This is a genomic window from Pelosinus sp. IPA-1, assembly GCF_030269905.1.
GTDB lineage: Bacteria > Bacillota > Negativicutes > DSM-13327 > DSM-13327 > Pelosinus.
Genome location: NZ_BSVC01000005.1, coordinates 258,060 through 272,893, shown reverse-complemented (window position 1 = coordinate 272,893; position 14,834 = coordinate 258,060). Strand labels below are relative to the sequence as shown.

14 protein-coding genes are annotated in these 14,834 nt (G+C 42.2%); 6 read left to right on the top strand and 8 right to left on the bottom strand.

All coding sequences use genetic code 11. The annotated features are described in order from the left end of the window. Positions 1 to 42: 42 nt before the first annotated feature. The 6 genes from QSJ81_RS14050 to QSJ81_RS14025 all read right to left on the bottom strand — a co-directional run bounded on the left by QSJ81_RS14050 (position 43) and on the right by QSJ81_RS14025 (position 7,940). Positions 43 to 3,162: an efflux RND transporter permease subunit gene (locus tag QSJ81_RS14050; RefSeq protein WP_285718006.1), complete on the bottom strand. Its 3,120-nt coding sequence runs from the start codon at positions 3,160 to 3,162 to the stop codon at positions 43 to 45. Further along, entirely contained in the window at positions 3,159 to 4,277 is a 1,119-nt protein-coding gene (locus tag QSJ81_RS14045; RefSeq protein ID WP_285718005.1) for an efflux RND transporter periplasmic adaptor subunit, read from the bottom strand. The genes QSJ81_RS14050 and QSJ81_RS14045 overlap by 4 nt, the downstream gene beginning before the upstream one ends. A gap of 45 nt (positions 4,278 to 4,322) precedes the next feature. Further along, positions 4,323 to 4,865: a TetR/AcrR family transcriptional regulator gene (locus tag QSJ81_RS14040; protein WP_285718004.1), complete on the bottom strand. Its 543-nt coding sequence runs from the start codon at positions 4,863 to 4,865 to the stop codon at positions 4,323 to 4,325. Between the two features lie 360 nt (positions 4,866 to 5,225). After that, positions 5,226 to 5,708: a Fur family transcriptional regulator gene (locus tag QSJ81_RS14035; RefSeq protein ID WP_285718003.1), complete on the bottom strand. Its 483-nt coding sequence runs from the start codon at positions 5,706 to 5,708 to the stop codon at positions 5,226 to 5,228. Positions 5,709 to 6,003: 295 nt separating this feature from the next. After that, complete coding sequence (locus QSJ81_RS14030; protein WP_285718002.1) at positions 6,004 to 6,462, bottom strand: MarR family winged helix-turn-helix transcriptional regulator; 459 nt, start codon at positions 6,460 to 6,462, stop codon at positions 6,004 to 6,006. Between the two features lie 563 nt (positions 6,463 to 7,025). After that, a complete protein-coding gene (locus QSJ81_RS14025; protein WP_285718001.1) occupies positions 7,026 to 7,940 on the bottom strand; it encodes a DMT family transporter in 915 nt (304 codons plus the stop codon). A 90-nt stretch (positions 7,941 to 8,030) separates the two neighbouring features. On the opposite strand from QSJ81_RS14025, the gene QSJ81_RS14020 reads away from it, so the two are divergent. Then, positions 8,031 to 8,213, top strand: coding sequence for a GntR family transcriptional regulator (locus QSJ81_RS14020; protein WP_285718000.1), 183 nt, complete (start codon positions 8,031 to 8,033; stop codon positions 8,211 to 8,213). A gap of 56 nt (positions 8,214 to 8,269) precedes the next feature. Further along, positions 8,270 to 8,839, top strand: coding sequence for a dihydrofolate reductase family protein (locus QSJ81_RS14015; RefSeq protein WP_285717999.1), 570 nt, complete (start codon positions 8,270 to 8,272; stop codon positions 8,837 to 8,839). A 294-nt stretch (positions 8,840 to 9,133) separates the two neighbouring features. On the opposite strand, the gene QSJ81_RS14010 is transcribed toward QSJ81_RS14015, so the two are convergent. Next, positions 9,134 to 10,192 carry an NAD(P)-dependent alcohol dehydrogenase gene (locus QSJ81_RS14010; RefSeq protein ID WP_285717998.1) on the bottom strand — a complete coding sequence of 353 codons (1,059 nt, stop codon included), beginning with the start codon at positions 10,190 to 10,192 and terminating at the stop codon, positions 9,134 to 9,136. Positions 10,193 to 10,567: 375 nt separating this feature from the next. On the opposite strand from QSJ81_RS14010, the gene QSJ81_RS14005 reads away from it, so the two are divergent. The 4 genes from QSJ81_RS14005 to QSJ81_RS13990 all read left to right on the top strand — a co-directional run bounded on the left by QSJ81_RS14005 (position 10,568) and on the right by QSJ81_RS13990 (position 13,992). Beyond that, positions 10,568 to 11,197: a class I SAM-dependent methyltransferase gene (locus QSJ81_RS14005; RefSeq protein ID WP_285717997.1), complete on the top strand. Its 630-nt coding sequence runs from the start codon at positions 10,568 to 10,570 to the stop codon at positions 11,195 to 11,197. Between the two features lie 383 nt (positions 11,198 to 11,580). Then, complete coding sequence (locus QSJ81_RS14000) at positions 11,581 to 12,291, top strand: alpha/beta hydrolase (RefSeq protein WP_285717996.1); 711 nt, start codon at positions 11,581 to 11,583, stop codon at positions 12,289 to 12,291. Between the two features lie 166 nt (positions 12,292 to 12,457). Continuing rightward, positions 12,458 to 13,312: a diaminopimelate epimerase gene (gene dapF / locus QSJ81_RS13995; protein WP_285717995.1), complete on the top strand. Its 855-nt coding sequence runs from the start codon at positions 12,458 to 12,460 to the stop codon at positions 13,310 to 13,312. Positions 13,313 to 13,809: 497 nt separating this feature from the next. Then, positions 13,810 to 13,992: a YgjV family protein gene (locus QSJ81_RS13990; protein ID WP_285717994.1), complete on the top strand. Its 183-nt coding sequence runs from the start codon at positions 13,810 to 13,812 to the stop codon at positions 13,990 to 13,992. 134 nt (positions 13,993 to 14,126) lie between these two features. On the opposite strand, the gene QSJ81_RS13985 is transcribed toward QSJ81_RS13990, so the two are convergent. Beyond that, positions 14,127 to 14,777 (bottom strand): hypothetical protein, encoded by a 651-nt coding sequence (locus QSJ81_RS13985; RefSeq protein WP_285717993.1) that lies wholly within the window; start codon positions 14,775 to 14,777, stop codon positions 14,127 to 14,129. Positions 14,778 to 14,834 lie beyond the last annotated feature (57 nt).

Below are 14,834 nucleotides of genomic sequence, written 5' to 3'. Positions count from 1 at the left end.
AGGAATTCGCTGGCTTCCAGCAATTGCGCAATTTGCTTCATGCTACTGAGACATTGACTTTCCGGCATCGTTTAAAGAATTGTTTTTTGTACCGTCATCTGGTTGTGCCTTATACCAGGTAGCATACATAACCGGCAGCACCAGCAAAGTCAGGATGGTTGCTCCCAGTAAACCGCCGGCGATGGCAATCGCCATGGAGCCCCACAAAGTACTGGGTACCAGCGGAATCATGCCTAGGATAGCGGCTGCGGCTGTTAGCATAATAGGGCGGAAGCGGCTGATCGTCGCTGCCACAATAGCGTCCCATAGCGAGTCGCCGGCCACTAGATGTTGTTCAATCTGGTCCATCAATATAACGGCATTGCGCATAATAATACCGAACAAAGCCAGAATTCCCAATTGGACCACAAATCCCATAGGACTTCCGGTGAGGAGGAGACTGATGGATACACCGATAATACCAAGCGGCGCTGTAAAGAGGGTTAACAGCATTTTCGGTATACTTTGCAGCTGCGTCATGAGTAGAATCATAATGATAATCATCATGGCTGGGATGGGTTCCGCCAGGAACTTGCTGCTTTTAATACTGCGTTCCGTTGCACCGTCAAATTCAATGAAATAGCCGGCTGGTAGACTGCTTCTGAGTTCCTGGAGGTTGCCGTAAACTTGCTTGGTCACGTCCGAGCCGGTAAGTTTAGACGTGGGATTCAGTTCCGCCTGTACCATAATCATGGGTAGCAGGTCGCGCCGGTAAATTAAGCCTTCTTCGGCGTCATAACGGATGGTGGCGATTTGGTCAAGCGGGACATATTTGCCGTTGCCGATATGGATGTTGAGGTCTTTTATCCGTTCCGGGTTATTACGGTCCGTTTCCGCAAACCGGAGAACCATGCTGACGGTTTTATCATGCTCACGAAATTCGGTAATAGGTGCCCCAGACAACTGGGTTTGGAGCGATACGGCCAATTCATGGGAACTGAGTCCGAGGGCTTTTGCTTTTGCTTGGTCAATCTCCAAGTGCATCACTTTGCTTTTCTCATTCCAGTTGAAGTTTACGTTTTGTGTAGCCGGATGGGCGGCCATGACGGCGCGAACTTGTTCAGCGATTTCACGAACTTTTTCATGGTCCGGACCTTTTACTCGCAGCATCACCGGATAATCGGGTCCCGTTCCGGTGAATAATAACTTTATATGCCCCCGAACACCTGTAAATTCAGTGTTTAGTAATTGCTCGGCTTTTTGGGCCAGCGTATTACGGGCTTGAACATCTTTGGCCACTACAATGAATTCAGCGAAATTCGATTTATTGAAGGTTGGTTCAAAACTGAGTACAAAGCGGGGAGCTCCTTCACCTACATGATAGGTGTAATAGGAAATATTCGGGTCGCCGTCCAATTCTTTAGCAAACTGGCGGGCCACTTCCTCGGTGTTGGTTAGGGAAGCTCCTTCCTGTAATTTGAGTTGGATGACGAGCTCCGGACGGTTGGAAGCAGGAAAGAATTCCTGTTTGACCAATCCCAAGAGAAAGATAGAGCCGATAAATACGGCGGCAGTAGCTGTTAGTACGGTTTTGCGGTGACGCATGCACCAAAGTAACAAGCGTTTAAATCGCCGATAAAACGAGGTGTCATAAAGGTCATGGTGCGCATTGCTTTCATCGGCTGTTTGCTGGGTCGGTTTTATTTTAATAAACTGGTAACCGAGCAAAGGCGTAACTGCTCCGGCAATCAGCCAGGAAGCAATGAGGGCGAAGAATATAACCCAAAAGAGATCGACGCAAAACTCGGCGGCAAGCCCTTTGGAAAAACCAATGGGAATAAAGCCCGCGCAGGTTATTAACGCCCCGGTCAAACGGGGATAGGCGGTAGAGGTATAGGAAAAACAAGCAGCGTCAAAGCGGCTCCACCCTTGCTCCAGCTTGACGATCATCATTTCAGTAGCAATGATGGCATCATCGACCAACAAGCCTAGCGCAATGATGAGAGCCCCCAACGATATGCTCTGCAGAGCGATGCCTGTCAGGTACATTAAGGTAAAGGTAATGGCAATGACCAAGGGAATGGTTAGGGCCACGACCACGCCGGACCGCATACCCAGACTGGCAAAGCTTACTATTAAGACGATGACGATCGCTTCGACCAGGGATTCAATAAATTCGTCGATGGAGGATTTCACAACTTTCGGCTGATTGACAGTTTGATTGATTTCCAGCCCGACTGGCAGTTCTTGTTTTATTTGGGAGAGAGTACTATCAAGATTTTTACCCAATGTCAGAATGTTACCACCGGTTTCCATCGCCAGTGCAATGCCGACGGCCGGCTGGCCGTTATAGAACATTTTCGGGTCGGATGGTTCGGAATAGGCGCGAGTCACCTTGGCTATGTCTCCCAGACGGAAGGTGCGGCCAGCAGCCTGAATGGGCGTAGTGCGAATGTCTTCCAGATTTTCAAACATCCCGGTAATTCGTAAGTAAGTATTGTCCGATACCGTTTCCAGCATGCCGGCGGCGGCCATGGCGTTTTGCTCCTTTAAGGCGACTGTAATTACGGACGGATCAAGACCTAAACGGGCCAGTTTGCTATTTTCGATTTCAATGTAGAGTTTTTCGGTTTGCACCCCCAAGAGCTGGACTTTGCTCACGCTGGGAACGCTTAAGAGAATGCGGCGGATTTTTTCTGCTCTTTCTCGCATTTCCTCGTAGGTAAACCCATCACCGGTCAGCGTATAGACCACGCCATATACTTCATCGAACCGATCATTGAAGCTGGGTTGTGAAACGCCTTCCGGGAAGGTTCCTTTGATATCATTCACCATATTGCGGGCTTCCACCCATCTGGCCCGAAGCTCCTTGGCGGGCACCTGATCTTTGAGATTGACGTAAATCACCGTATGTCCCGGTGTAGAGTAACTTTTCAGATAGTCAAGCCCAGGCAGGTCCTGCAGTTTCTTTTCAATTTTATCCGTAACCTGCTCTTCCATCTGGCTGGCGGTGGCTCCTGACCAGGAAACGCTGACAATCATTTGTTTAATGGCGAAATCGGGGTCTTCCATGCGTCCCACATTCTTATAGGAGAAGAGGCCGGCAACAAAGAAGAGGAAGACAAAGAAATAAATGAATTGTTTGTGGTTTAATGACCAGGCGGTAAGGTTAAAATGGCTCATAGGGCATCACCGGTTGTTTTTACCCTCTGTCCTTCTTTCAATTTATGAACGCCGGCGCTGACAATCAGGTCGCCTGGCTGCAGTCCAGCAAGCACCTGGATAGTGCCATTACCGAAGGACCCGGTTTGGATGGGGCGCAGTGTCAGAACATTGTCGTTCACAACCCAGACGGCGGGCGTATCGCCAGTCTGATAGAGTGCAGACAGTGGAATGGAAAATGCAGTATGGGTAGCGCCGCCGGCTAAGGAAACGGTGGCCGTCATACCCAGTTTGACAGATGGCGGCGGATTGAGCAGGCTGACGCGCACTTTGAAGGTACGAGTCGTCGGATCTGCCATAGGGGCGATTTCCCGTACGGAGCCATTCAGTGTCACGTTAGGTAAGGCCCAGAAAGTAACGTTGAGCTGTCCGGCGGTTTTTAGTTCTTCCAGCCGGTTTTCAGGAACATTGATTTCGATTTCCTGCTCTCCGTCTTGGACAACGGTGACAACCGCCTGACCCGCGCTGACGACCTGGCCGGCCTCGGCGGTGATTGCGGAGACAACCCCTGTCTGATCAGCTTTCAATAAGGTGTAATCTAGCTGGTTAGCGCCTTGCGTATACTGGGCCCCCGCCTGCTGCACCGCAGCAGCCGCTACATCATAGGCATTGACATACTGGTCATACTGCGCGCGGCTGACTGCGCCGCTGTCCAGTAATTGACGGTAGCGGCTCAAATTGCTTTCCGCCAGTCTAAGTTGTGATTGGGCGGAATATACCTGAGCAGAATTACTGCTTACCGTCTGCTGAATGTCTTTAGCATCCATCTGCATCAACACATCGCCGGCATTGACTACGCTGCCTAGCTGCACATTGCGTTTGATGATTTTGCCGGTGACCTGGAACGCCAACTGGCTTTCATAGCGACCGCGCACTTCCCCCGCATATGTGTAACCCTGTCCGGTATTAGCTGCCTGAATGAGCTGGGTGCGGACCACGGGGAGGCTTTCCGGTTTTATTGGTGCTTTTGCGAAATGTGTTTTTGCCATGACCCCGACCAGTAGGCAACCTACCGTTAAAGCGGCCAGGGCATAATAGTATTGTTTTCGGCTGAGATTCAGTCTAATTTTAAACATAGAAACACTCCTTATCATATACAATCTATTTTTGCGGAAGAGAATTTACGGTGCGCGCCGGGCGATGCCAAACAACAGAATGTCCAATAACTCAGCTAGAGATGGGGGGGCCTGACGAAAGGGGGCGAGAAGCATTTCGTCAGTCATTATTTGCACAAGCTTGGTATCGACAGGGCGCAGCTGGCCGCTGGCGATGCCCGAATTAATGGAGGCTGCTATTCTCTGCCACTGGCTCTCGTGTAGTTCCATGATGCTGCCCCATTCCTCCGGGTAATGCCGTTTTAAATCAAACAGAGAGTTCTGTCTGAAAGCGGTGAATAATTCACGGTATGTAGCGATTAAACCCCGGAGTTCGTCGGCAAGTGAACGATGAGAGAATGGGAGAGGCGGTTGCCTGACTCTTGTCAGTATGAAACTGACAAGCTGTCTGACTAACTCCGGCTTACTGCTGAAATAGGGTGACAGGCTGCTGGGCGGGGCAGGCAGGCGAGCCGCCAACTGGTCCATCGTCAAGGCATTTCCATACTGATTCAAGGCAGTCAGGGCTATCGTTAAGATTTGCTGACGCATGTGTGCATGCTGTGGCACAGGAAGCTTCCTCCTTTAGTAAAGTAAGTAGAATAAGGTTGATATGCAGGCCAAGCATAGCAAAAAGTAGACTAAACATCCTCAATTGATCTGCAACAAAATAAAAGGGAAAGCATTTGCAGAGAAGCCTGGGTGAAGCGTCAGGTATTTGCAAAAAGGTTAACCAGGTGAACGATAATTTGAAAAGATAAGGATGTCGTTCGCATACTTTCGCAAAGGATATCCTTGTTACTGAAGTATCATAGTTTTAACTGCAACCAGATAAACTTGATTATAGGGTAGTTTGTTTATGATCACAATGTGCGCCAGGTAAACGATTGATTTTAATTCTGGAAATAGAATGAATGGGCAAAGAGCCAATCAGACAACATTGCTGCGTGACATCGTATTCTGATCAAGGGAATCGGCAAGACCCGAGTGATTTCGTTTGGCTTGACAATTCTTACAGTATCCATATATATACAACCGATAATCTAGAACTGAAAAATCCGCCATAGCATTCATAGCGGTATCCAATGTATCCGCCAGGCTTCCTTTTATTTCAATAACATTACCGCAGGCATTGCAAATAAGGTGATGATGGTGAAGTGAGTACAGTTCATAGCGCTGGCATCCATCGCCCAAATCGAGCTTTTGCACAACATCCAGGATACTGAACAATTCCATGGTCCGGTAGACGGTAGACAGGCCGATCTCCGGATATTGCTCATGGACAATTCCATAGATATCTTCGGCACTAAGATGGTGGCCTGTATAACTATTGAGCGTGTGAAAAATAAACTCCCTCTGCCGGGTTAATTTATATCTACCATTGAGTTTTTCCCGTAATTCAGAAGTATTCATTAGTAAATCTTCCTTTCTCCAGATTGGTTTTGGCTAAGAGAAAATGAATATTGTAGTTCGGGATCAGAGCATAGTGAAGTGCATGCTTGGCTTCGATAATAAGTCGTTGGGGAAGGCGGATAGGAAGGGATTTTAATGGGAAACATTTTATTTTTCTAAAAAGGTTAACCAGGTGAACGATAATAAAGAATAAAAGAATGCCGGTGAAGAAGGCTTATTTTACCGGCATTTGTTAGTAAACACCTCGTTATTTAAATTTCAAATTGGCTTCAGGGTTAACTATAAAGCGAATTTTTTATTCCTGCTGCTCCATGTGGTCAATATACTGCTCCAGCTCTTGCAGAATATCACTGAGAGACAAATACTCTTCCGGCGTTAATGAGTTAATTTTTTTCATAATGCCGCTGTCAAAGGTTTCGTGAAATTTGAAGTGATGTTGAACGGCAATCCGGCCTTTGTCCGTCAATTCCAAAAGAATATTTTTTTTATTGCCGGTTTCCTGATAACGGTAGACCAGATCTTTTTGGATGAGTTTATGGATGATCTTTGGCAGGGCACTTTTGGAAATACCCTGTCGGTCTGCCAGTTCGGTGACGGTTATGCCTGGATGTTTGCCAATCATTTCGAGGGTATGAATTTCTGATGAGTACAAGAGTCTGTCTGTGCCAAATTTTTTTGGCTGTTTCATTGCCTCAAAGAATTTCTTTGACAATCTGAAAATAGATTCCAACATTTTTTTTCTTTGTTCCACCATTGTTTTAACCTCATATCGTTAGTAAAATATCATGTCTGATGCTCTATGATTATATTGTACACCAGGTGAACTATTTGTCAAGCGATGCTTCTACAAAGAATATAAAGAACCGACGAGAAGGTGGATGGGCAAATGACGGTTTCTGAAAAGTAACGAGGGATTACGATTTGGGACTGTACATAGTTGCTACCATCACAAATGCAGTGAATATGTAATAGTAGAGGTTGCGCTATCTGTTATTGTAATACTTTTTAAAAATACTTGTTAGTCAATCCAGAGGCCCGCTCCGCATCCCTGCGAGCGGCGTTGAGGATGCGGAGCGGGCAGGGTTGTCGACAATGTAATCGTTGAAGGTTAGTGTCAACAACCCCGTCCCCGTGACACTTCGATTCTTATTAGGATTAAAAAAACTGCCAATTAATAAGAAGCCTGAAACAGAGCCTTACTTTGGTAAAATGATATTTATAATGTAAAAATATGTCAGAATTTAAACGTGATAAAGAGAAGCTGCTCATAATCTTATGGGCAGCTTCTCTTTAAAGTTGACACAGTTAAGCTCCCTTTTACTGATTCACAACTTTTTTGGTGTTAAAATAATTTGTGCCGATAACACCGATAAGGATAAGCGAGCCGCCAATGAGGTGAAAGTATTGTAATTTTTCATGCAAAACAAGGACGCCGGCAATAATGGTAATCAGCGTAGCTAAATTACTAAATACGCTCATTTTGGAAGCTTCTAGTTTGGACAAGGCATAATTGGATAAAAAAGAAGTACCAAGGGAGGAGAGTATGCCCAAATAGAAAATGGAGAGTAAGAATTCTTTGTTACCAAAAGGGACAAAGAAATAACTAAGAGTATGGTCTATGTTATGCTGGATGATCGCGATAACATTAAAAGTAATAAATCCGATCATTGTCATGATATAGGTTAACTTATAGAGTGCATATCGTTTAGTCAAATTCCTAGCCAAAACATTATAACAAGCTGCAGACAAGGCGGATAAGAGAATAAGAAGGGCTCCTTGTAGATTCGCTACTTCTAGACCAGAGCTTTTCATAACAAAAATATAAATGACTCCCATGACGGATAATAAAATGAATATTTTTTGCTGGGTGGTTGGATATTCATTTAAAAAGTGTCCTGCGAGAAATACTGTGAATAACGGAACTACAGCTTGTATAATCCCGGCTTCGGATGAAGAGATGTATACCAAACCAAAGGCTTGAAAAGTAAAGAATAATGTTGGATACAGTATCGCCAACGGGAGTATAGCTATTAAATCCTTGTAGTTCATATTTAATTGCGCTTTTTTAGCGAGAAAAGGAATAGAGGCAATCAAAAAAGAAATGGTAAAGCGGTGGGCCAAGGTATCCATGGGACTGGCTATGGCTAATGCTAATTTTGTGAACATAAAAGAAAAACCAATAATTAAGCTATAGACAAAAGCCGATAGATAGGCTTTTTCATTTTGCAACATGATAAATATCCTCCGATTTTCATAATTCTTTATTTGAGTTTATGGTAATCGAATTAGAGCGAATGTACAATAGAAATAAAAGCAGATTCTATGATTCAAACCACTCGATACGAAGCGGGGGAAAAACTACCTTCTATTCGTGTTCTGCCCGAACAATATCAATGCAGTGTAAATACAGTGATTAAAGCATTTCAAAAATTGGAGCAGCAGGATTTGGTGTATGCTATATCCCAGAGTGGATATTATGTTGTGCAAAAAAAGTTTGATGTGTAATCCTTATTCAACGGGTAAGAAGAAACAATATCTGAATGAAAAAAGGAGGAAGAGTTATGTCAAATAACGTAAAACAGAGAAGAATAATTTTAGATTTAGCAGTTACTTTAGATGGTTTTATTGAAGGGAAAAATGGAGAAGTTGATTGGTGCATTATGGATCCTGATATGGGGTTCACTAATTTCTTGAATCAAATTGATACTATTTTATATGGTAGAAAAAGCTACGATTTATGGGGACAATATATTCCAAAAACTAAAGACTCTGATACCGAAAAAGAAATTTGGAAATTGGTTCATAGTAAAGATAAATATGTGTTTTCCAGAACACAAATAGAGACTGATAAACAAGCAATATTTATAAATGAAAATATTCTTGAAGAAGTAAATAAATTGAAGAATAAGCCTGGTAAAGACATCTGGCTGTATGGCGGAGCAAGTCTCATTACAACTTTTATAAATTTAGGGCTTGTTGATGAATTTAGATTATCGATTCACCCTGTTATTTTGGGGGAAGGAAAACCGATGTTTATTGATATAAAACAGAGGTTGAATTTAAAAATGGTTAATACAAGAACGTTCTCTTCTGGCGTTGTGCAACTAATCTATCATTGGAATGGTAATTAATAATATCGCTCATTACAATGATAAATTGTAATGAATTTCATAAGGTAATACTCGATAGTAGCTGTCACTTATTCTACTAATGGATAGAGTTATTGCAATAAGAATGGGAAACCCTTATATAATGGGTTTCCATTGCTATTATAAAATTATCAACATTAAATTTTAACAGATCCAATATTAAGGCGTAAATTAATTTCGGGAAGAACCGTTCCCTTGCTTCTCTATTTATCCTAAAATTTTGATCCTCGGAGTCGTTTACAAACGATTCCGAGGATCATCGTGTCATGTGGCCGATTATTCTATTAGGACAACGGGTTTAATCAAATCCTTTGGTTTATCTTTCATAAGAAATAGTGCTTCTTCAATATGATTAAATCCTTTAAATACGTGGGTGATTAATTTGCTTAAATCAATACGGTCATGTTGTACAAGGTTGACCAGCATTTCCATTCTGAGACGACCGCCAGGACAGAGCCCACCCTTTATTGTTTTGTGAGCCATTCCACAGCCCCAGGCTAGGCGAGGAACTGGAAGACTTTCGCCGCTACCATGATAGTTTACATTAGCAACGATGCCTCCCGGTTTAACTATAGAGATTGCTTGCCCCAAGGTTTCGGTGCCTCCGCCAGCTAAGATGACTCGGTCAACTCCTTTGTCCTGGGTTAATTCCATGATTTGTTCTACGATATCGCCGTTTCTGTAATTAACAATATCCGTTGCTCCGTAGTATGTGGCTGCTTCCACACACACAGGTCGACTGCCCACGCCAATAATCCTGCCGGCGCCACGCAGTTTGGCACCAGCCACTCCCATTAGACCAACTGGACCAATGCCAATGACTGCAACGCTGGAACCAAATTGGATATCGGCTAGTTCGGCGCCGTGGAAGCCAGTCGTCATCATATCTGTGATCATGACGGCGCTGGCTAGAGGGATTTCCTTAGGTAAAATTGCCAAATTCATATCCGCATCATTAACATGAAAATACTCGCCAAATACACCATCTTTAAAATTTGAAAACTTCCATCCGGCCAGCATACCGTTGGAATGCTGATGGAATCCTGCTTGCGCCTCAAGAGAGCGCCAATCAGGTGTAATGGCTGGTACGACTACGCGATCACCCGGTTTAAAATCTTTAACATTAGTTCCTACTTCGACAATTTCACCGACAGCTTCATGTCCAAGGATCATGTCGTGTCTGTCACCAATCGCTCCCTCAAAAACGGTATGGATATCCGATGAGCAGGGAGAAATTGCTAGTGGCCGTACCATTGCATCGTATGGGCCTATACAGGGTTTTTCCTTTTCGATCCAGCCTACCTTATTGATGCTTAACATTGCAAAACCTTTCATAATCATCATCCTTCCTAACGTTGTAGTTCTGTGAGAATATGTGGTTTTTTTCACAATCATTAAGTTATATATATCACAAATCAATGCTTCTGTAAAGATTATTTATAATAATCTTACAAATTAATGAATGCGAGTCATGGATGGCTGGAGCTAGAATATATTTCATGAAAAGGAATGGTCAAACGTCATAAGATAAACGGTAATACAAAAATAGAGGATGTCATAGGGACGGGGTTGTCGACAATGCAATCGTTGAAGGCTAGTGTCAACAACCCCGTCCCTGTGACATCCTTAGCGGGAATTAGCATTATGCCTTTGGAAATTGGCAATAATTATTACGGACAGAGTCAAATAAAATAGTAAGGAGATAAAGTTATGACAGAATTCTGGGAGTCAAGTTTTATAGAAAAACAAACAATGTGGGGATTTGAACCTTCAGACTCGGCAATCTTGACAAAAGACTTTTTTCTTGAAAAGAAAGTCAAGGACGTATTAATACCGGGTATTGGATATGGCAGAAATGCAAAGGTTTTTATTGACAACGGAATTAATGTAACAGGTATTGAAATTTCAAAAACAGCAATTAATTTGGCAAGACAAAATGGCATTGATATTAATATCTATCAGGGCTCAGTAACTGAGATGCCCTTTGAAAACAAACTTTATGACGGTATATTTTGCTATGCACTTATTCACTTATTGAATAATAACGAAAGACAGAAATTTATTAAAGATTGTTATAGTCAGTTAAAACCAAACGGATACATGATTTTTACTACTATTTCAAAAGAAGCCCCAATGTTTGGAAAGGGTAAAAAATTGGGTAAAGACTATTTCGAGATAATGGAAGGGGTAAAAATGTTTTTTTATGATTCTGACTCGATAAAACAAGAATTTGGAAAGTATGGACTGATAGAATTCTCGGAAATTGTTGAGCCACATAAGGATATGGAAAATAAACCTCCATTTAAATTTATAATGGTAAAATGTCAAAAAGAACTATAAGATACTTGTAATTAGGAGTAGTCGCTGCACTGGAAGAATTAAAGGATGTCGCGGAGATAGATTCAATTGGTTGAGAGTTAATGTCAATAGCACCGTCCCCTCGACACCTAGTGGGACAGGGAACCTGTCCCGTGTCCCATGTTGAATGCTGTAAAAAAGATCAATCAGTGGCTACCTATTCATAGGTAGTCACTGATTGATCTTTTAATAAGAACCCTGAAGCAAAGCCTTGCTTTATGCTTATAATGTATAAGAATAGCAGGATTTTCCATTTATGAAAGAGAAGATACCATCATAAATTAGTTAGTAAATAAAAAGGCGTCCCCACTGTCGTTTCTTGGTCTACTTACCCCGTATCCCATATTTGGTGAAAGGAAAGAATCATGTTAAAAATTAATTTGGCGATTAGAGGCATTCCTGCAATTCTGTGGGGAGAGTCATCGGATAAACTATTTATTGCTATTCACGGAAACATGTCCAAAAAGGATGATGATGTAATTGTAGTTCTCGCAGAAGAAGCAATTGACAAAGGATACCAGGTACTCAGCTTTGATTTACCTGAACATGGAGATCGTAAAGGTGAAGACTATGTTTGCAAGGTTCAAAACTGTGTTAGTGATCTTACTGCTATTATGAGATATGCGCAAACTATTTCAAATAATGTAAGCGTATTTGCTTGCAGTATGGGTTCCTATTTCAGTTTACTTGCATACAGAGAGTTGCAACTCCAACAATGCCTATTCCTCTCTCCTGTGTTAAACATGGAGCGCATCATAAATAATATGATGCTATGGTTCGATGTAAGCGAAGAACGATTAAAAATCGAAAAAGAAATTGAAACACCAATCGGGCAGACACTCTATTGGGATTATTACTGTTATGTAAAATCCCATGCTATTGACAATTGGAACAAACCGACTGCAATTCTCTATGGTTCCGACGATAATCTTTCGGAGTTTAATGTGGTTTCTGAATTTGTTAAACGTTATCATTGCAAGTTACATGTGTTGGAGAATGGGGAGCATTATTTTCATACTGACGAACAACTGCAATATTTTAGACAGTGGCTGAAAGGCAATATCTTAACATTTTGAGTATAATAGGAGATTTAGTTAATTCGGTTTTTATATTTTGTAAAGAAAAGCTACCTTCAATAGACAATTAGAACTATCGTTTATAAATGGGACAAGGAACCTGTGCCCGTGTCCCACACAGTTAGTATTGTATATGATAGTATCATAAGAATAAGGGGTGTACAAAATGAAGTTTGATTATGCAAAATACCATGCGTTAGGTAATGATTATATCGTGATTGACCCACAAATCAAGGATATTCCCTTAACAAAAGAAGTGATTGAACTTATCTGCCATCGTAATTTCGGAGTTGGCTCGGATGGTATTTTGTATGGTCCAATTTTGGAAGATGGTCAATTTCGCTTGCGTATTTTTAATCCCGATGGTAGTGAGGCTGAAAAAAGCGGAAATGGAATTCGAATTTTTTCTCGCTATCTGTTTGACACTGGGTATCTTTCGTCTGATGACTTCCTGATTAATACATTGGGAGGAGTTGTGAAGGTTAAGATTCTCAATAATAATGCAAGCCTGATTCAAGTTGATATGGGTAAAGCTACTTTTACAAGCTCGAAAATACCAGTAGCTGGAGCTGTTCGCGAAGTAATTAATGAATCATTTGCTATTGACGGACATGAATTCAAAATTACGTGTGTTTCGGTAGGAAATCCTCATTGTGTGATTTTACAAGATGAAGTCTCAAAATCACTTGCCGAAAAATTCGGCTCATTAATTGAAACAAACGAATTATTTCCAAATCGAATCAATGTTCAATTTATGAAAGTAATAGATAGTAACAATATTCAAATTGAAATTTGGGAGAGGGGAGCAGGATATACACTTGCTTCGGGAAGTAGTAGCTCGGCTTCAGCTAGTGCCGCATACCGTTTGGGTTTGACCGAAAACAAGGTCAGTGTTCATATGCAGGGTGGGGTTATTGACATCTTAATTGATTCCGATGGTCACATCCATATGACTGGTAGTGTAACAAGCGTAAGTAAAGGAGTTTTCTCAAGTGACCTGCGGCAACAAATTTGTGAATGAAGGAGAGCTCGGATTGGTAGTGCCTAGGATTATGGGTTATTGGTATGTAAATATAGCAGGATTTTTTGTAAGGATATAGAATTATATTAAGCTAAAGATGGCTATAAATTAAAATAAGTTTAACATCAATTCGCATCTTTTCCTGTTTCTTTATCAAACAGGAAAAGATGCTTTTTAATTTTACGTGAACTTGTAAAACTCGAACTTATAGAAGGTTTCAGTATCATGGAAAAAATGCTTAAAATTTGCTGATGGCTTTTCCATGACGTCACAAAGCTACATAAAGTATAAAACTCGTAGTTGTGTTAAAACTTAGTTTTAACTTTACAATAATTTACGATAGAATATTTAAAAATGTTGGGAAAAATCAGTAAGGAGGATTAACTTTGTCAGGCCGATTATTTCAAAGGCTGTCGTTGATTGTCTGCTAATCTGAATAGTCTATTTAGCTAAAGGTGTACTCAGTTTTTAAAACTATAAAGAAAGGTTGAGGAAATATGGAAAACATCAATTTGGTGGAATGTTTGGGCTATTTGGCTTCAGTTCTAGTAGCTATTTCCTTCTTAATGAAATCTATAAATAAACTACGTTTTGTGAACATGGTAGGTTCCATATGTTTTGTCATCTACGCTGTTGCTATTCATGCAATACCAGTGGCCTTAATTAATTTAACGGGGTAGTCGGTTAGCTCCTCCTGCTATACGCCTTCGTTTTCTACATACATAAGTAAAGTTCTCCGGAGGCACCAGCGATCTGAATAGCTAAAGGCTGAACCGATTTAATATACATCTCGTTTATCGTTCACAATCTACCGCTACTTCGGCCATGTTGTCGCCACGAGTTGACAGAAACTTGGAGCGGGACTTTCGGCAATAGCTTCGCGCACCATCATCTTCTGAAAGCCAGCATAGGCCATCGGATTACTCTCAATTTCGGTAAGATGGGCATTAAAATAGTCCTCGACGCTCATGCCGGCATTTTCTGGCATGGGACAGGGCATATTTAGTGATTGCGCAACAAAATTCGCAAGCCGTTTCTCTGTCGTAGCTGCTGGAGACGGAGCAGGATGCTCGCGCCAAAAGGCAACCATGATTTGATTCGCCTCATATTCGGCCTGCCAGCGATTCAATGGCCGACGAGCAACCTCCTGCAGCCAGTGACCAAGTTCGTGCGCAATCAGCAGACTGTTGAATACCTCAGAGTATTGTTCGGGTCCAGACAAGCCGAGTGTGCCAATTGCCGCGAAGCGATCCATGGACGCGCGTTGAGCAGGAGGAAGTACCTCATAAGGGACAAGTACAACAGATCGGTCTGCTTGGTCGTAGCGTATCGCGCCGGGTGTGGTCTCGACGCGGATAGTTGGCTTGAACGGAGGGATGCGACCGCACGCCACGATGGCTTCGTAGAAGGCATCGAGAATCGGCTGCGCCTTTGCGATAATAGATGAAGTTGGTTCAGTGTTCATGATAGTCATTATTTCCTTTCTATTGTCAATTTACCCCAACGACCCTGTTTCCCTTAT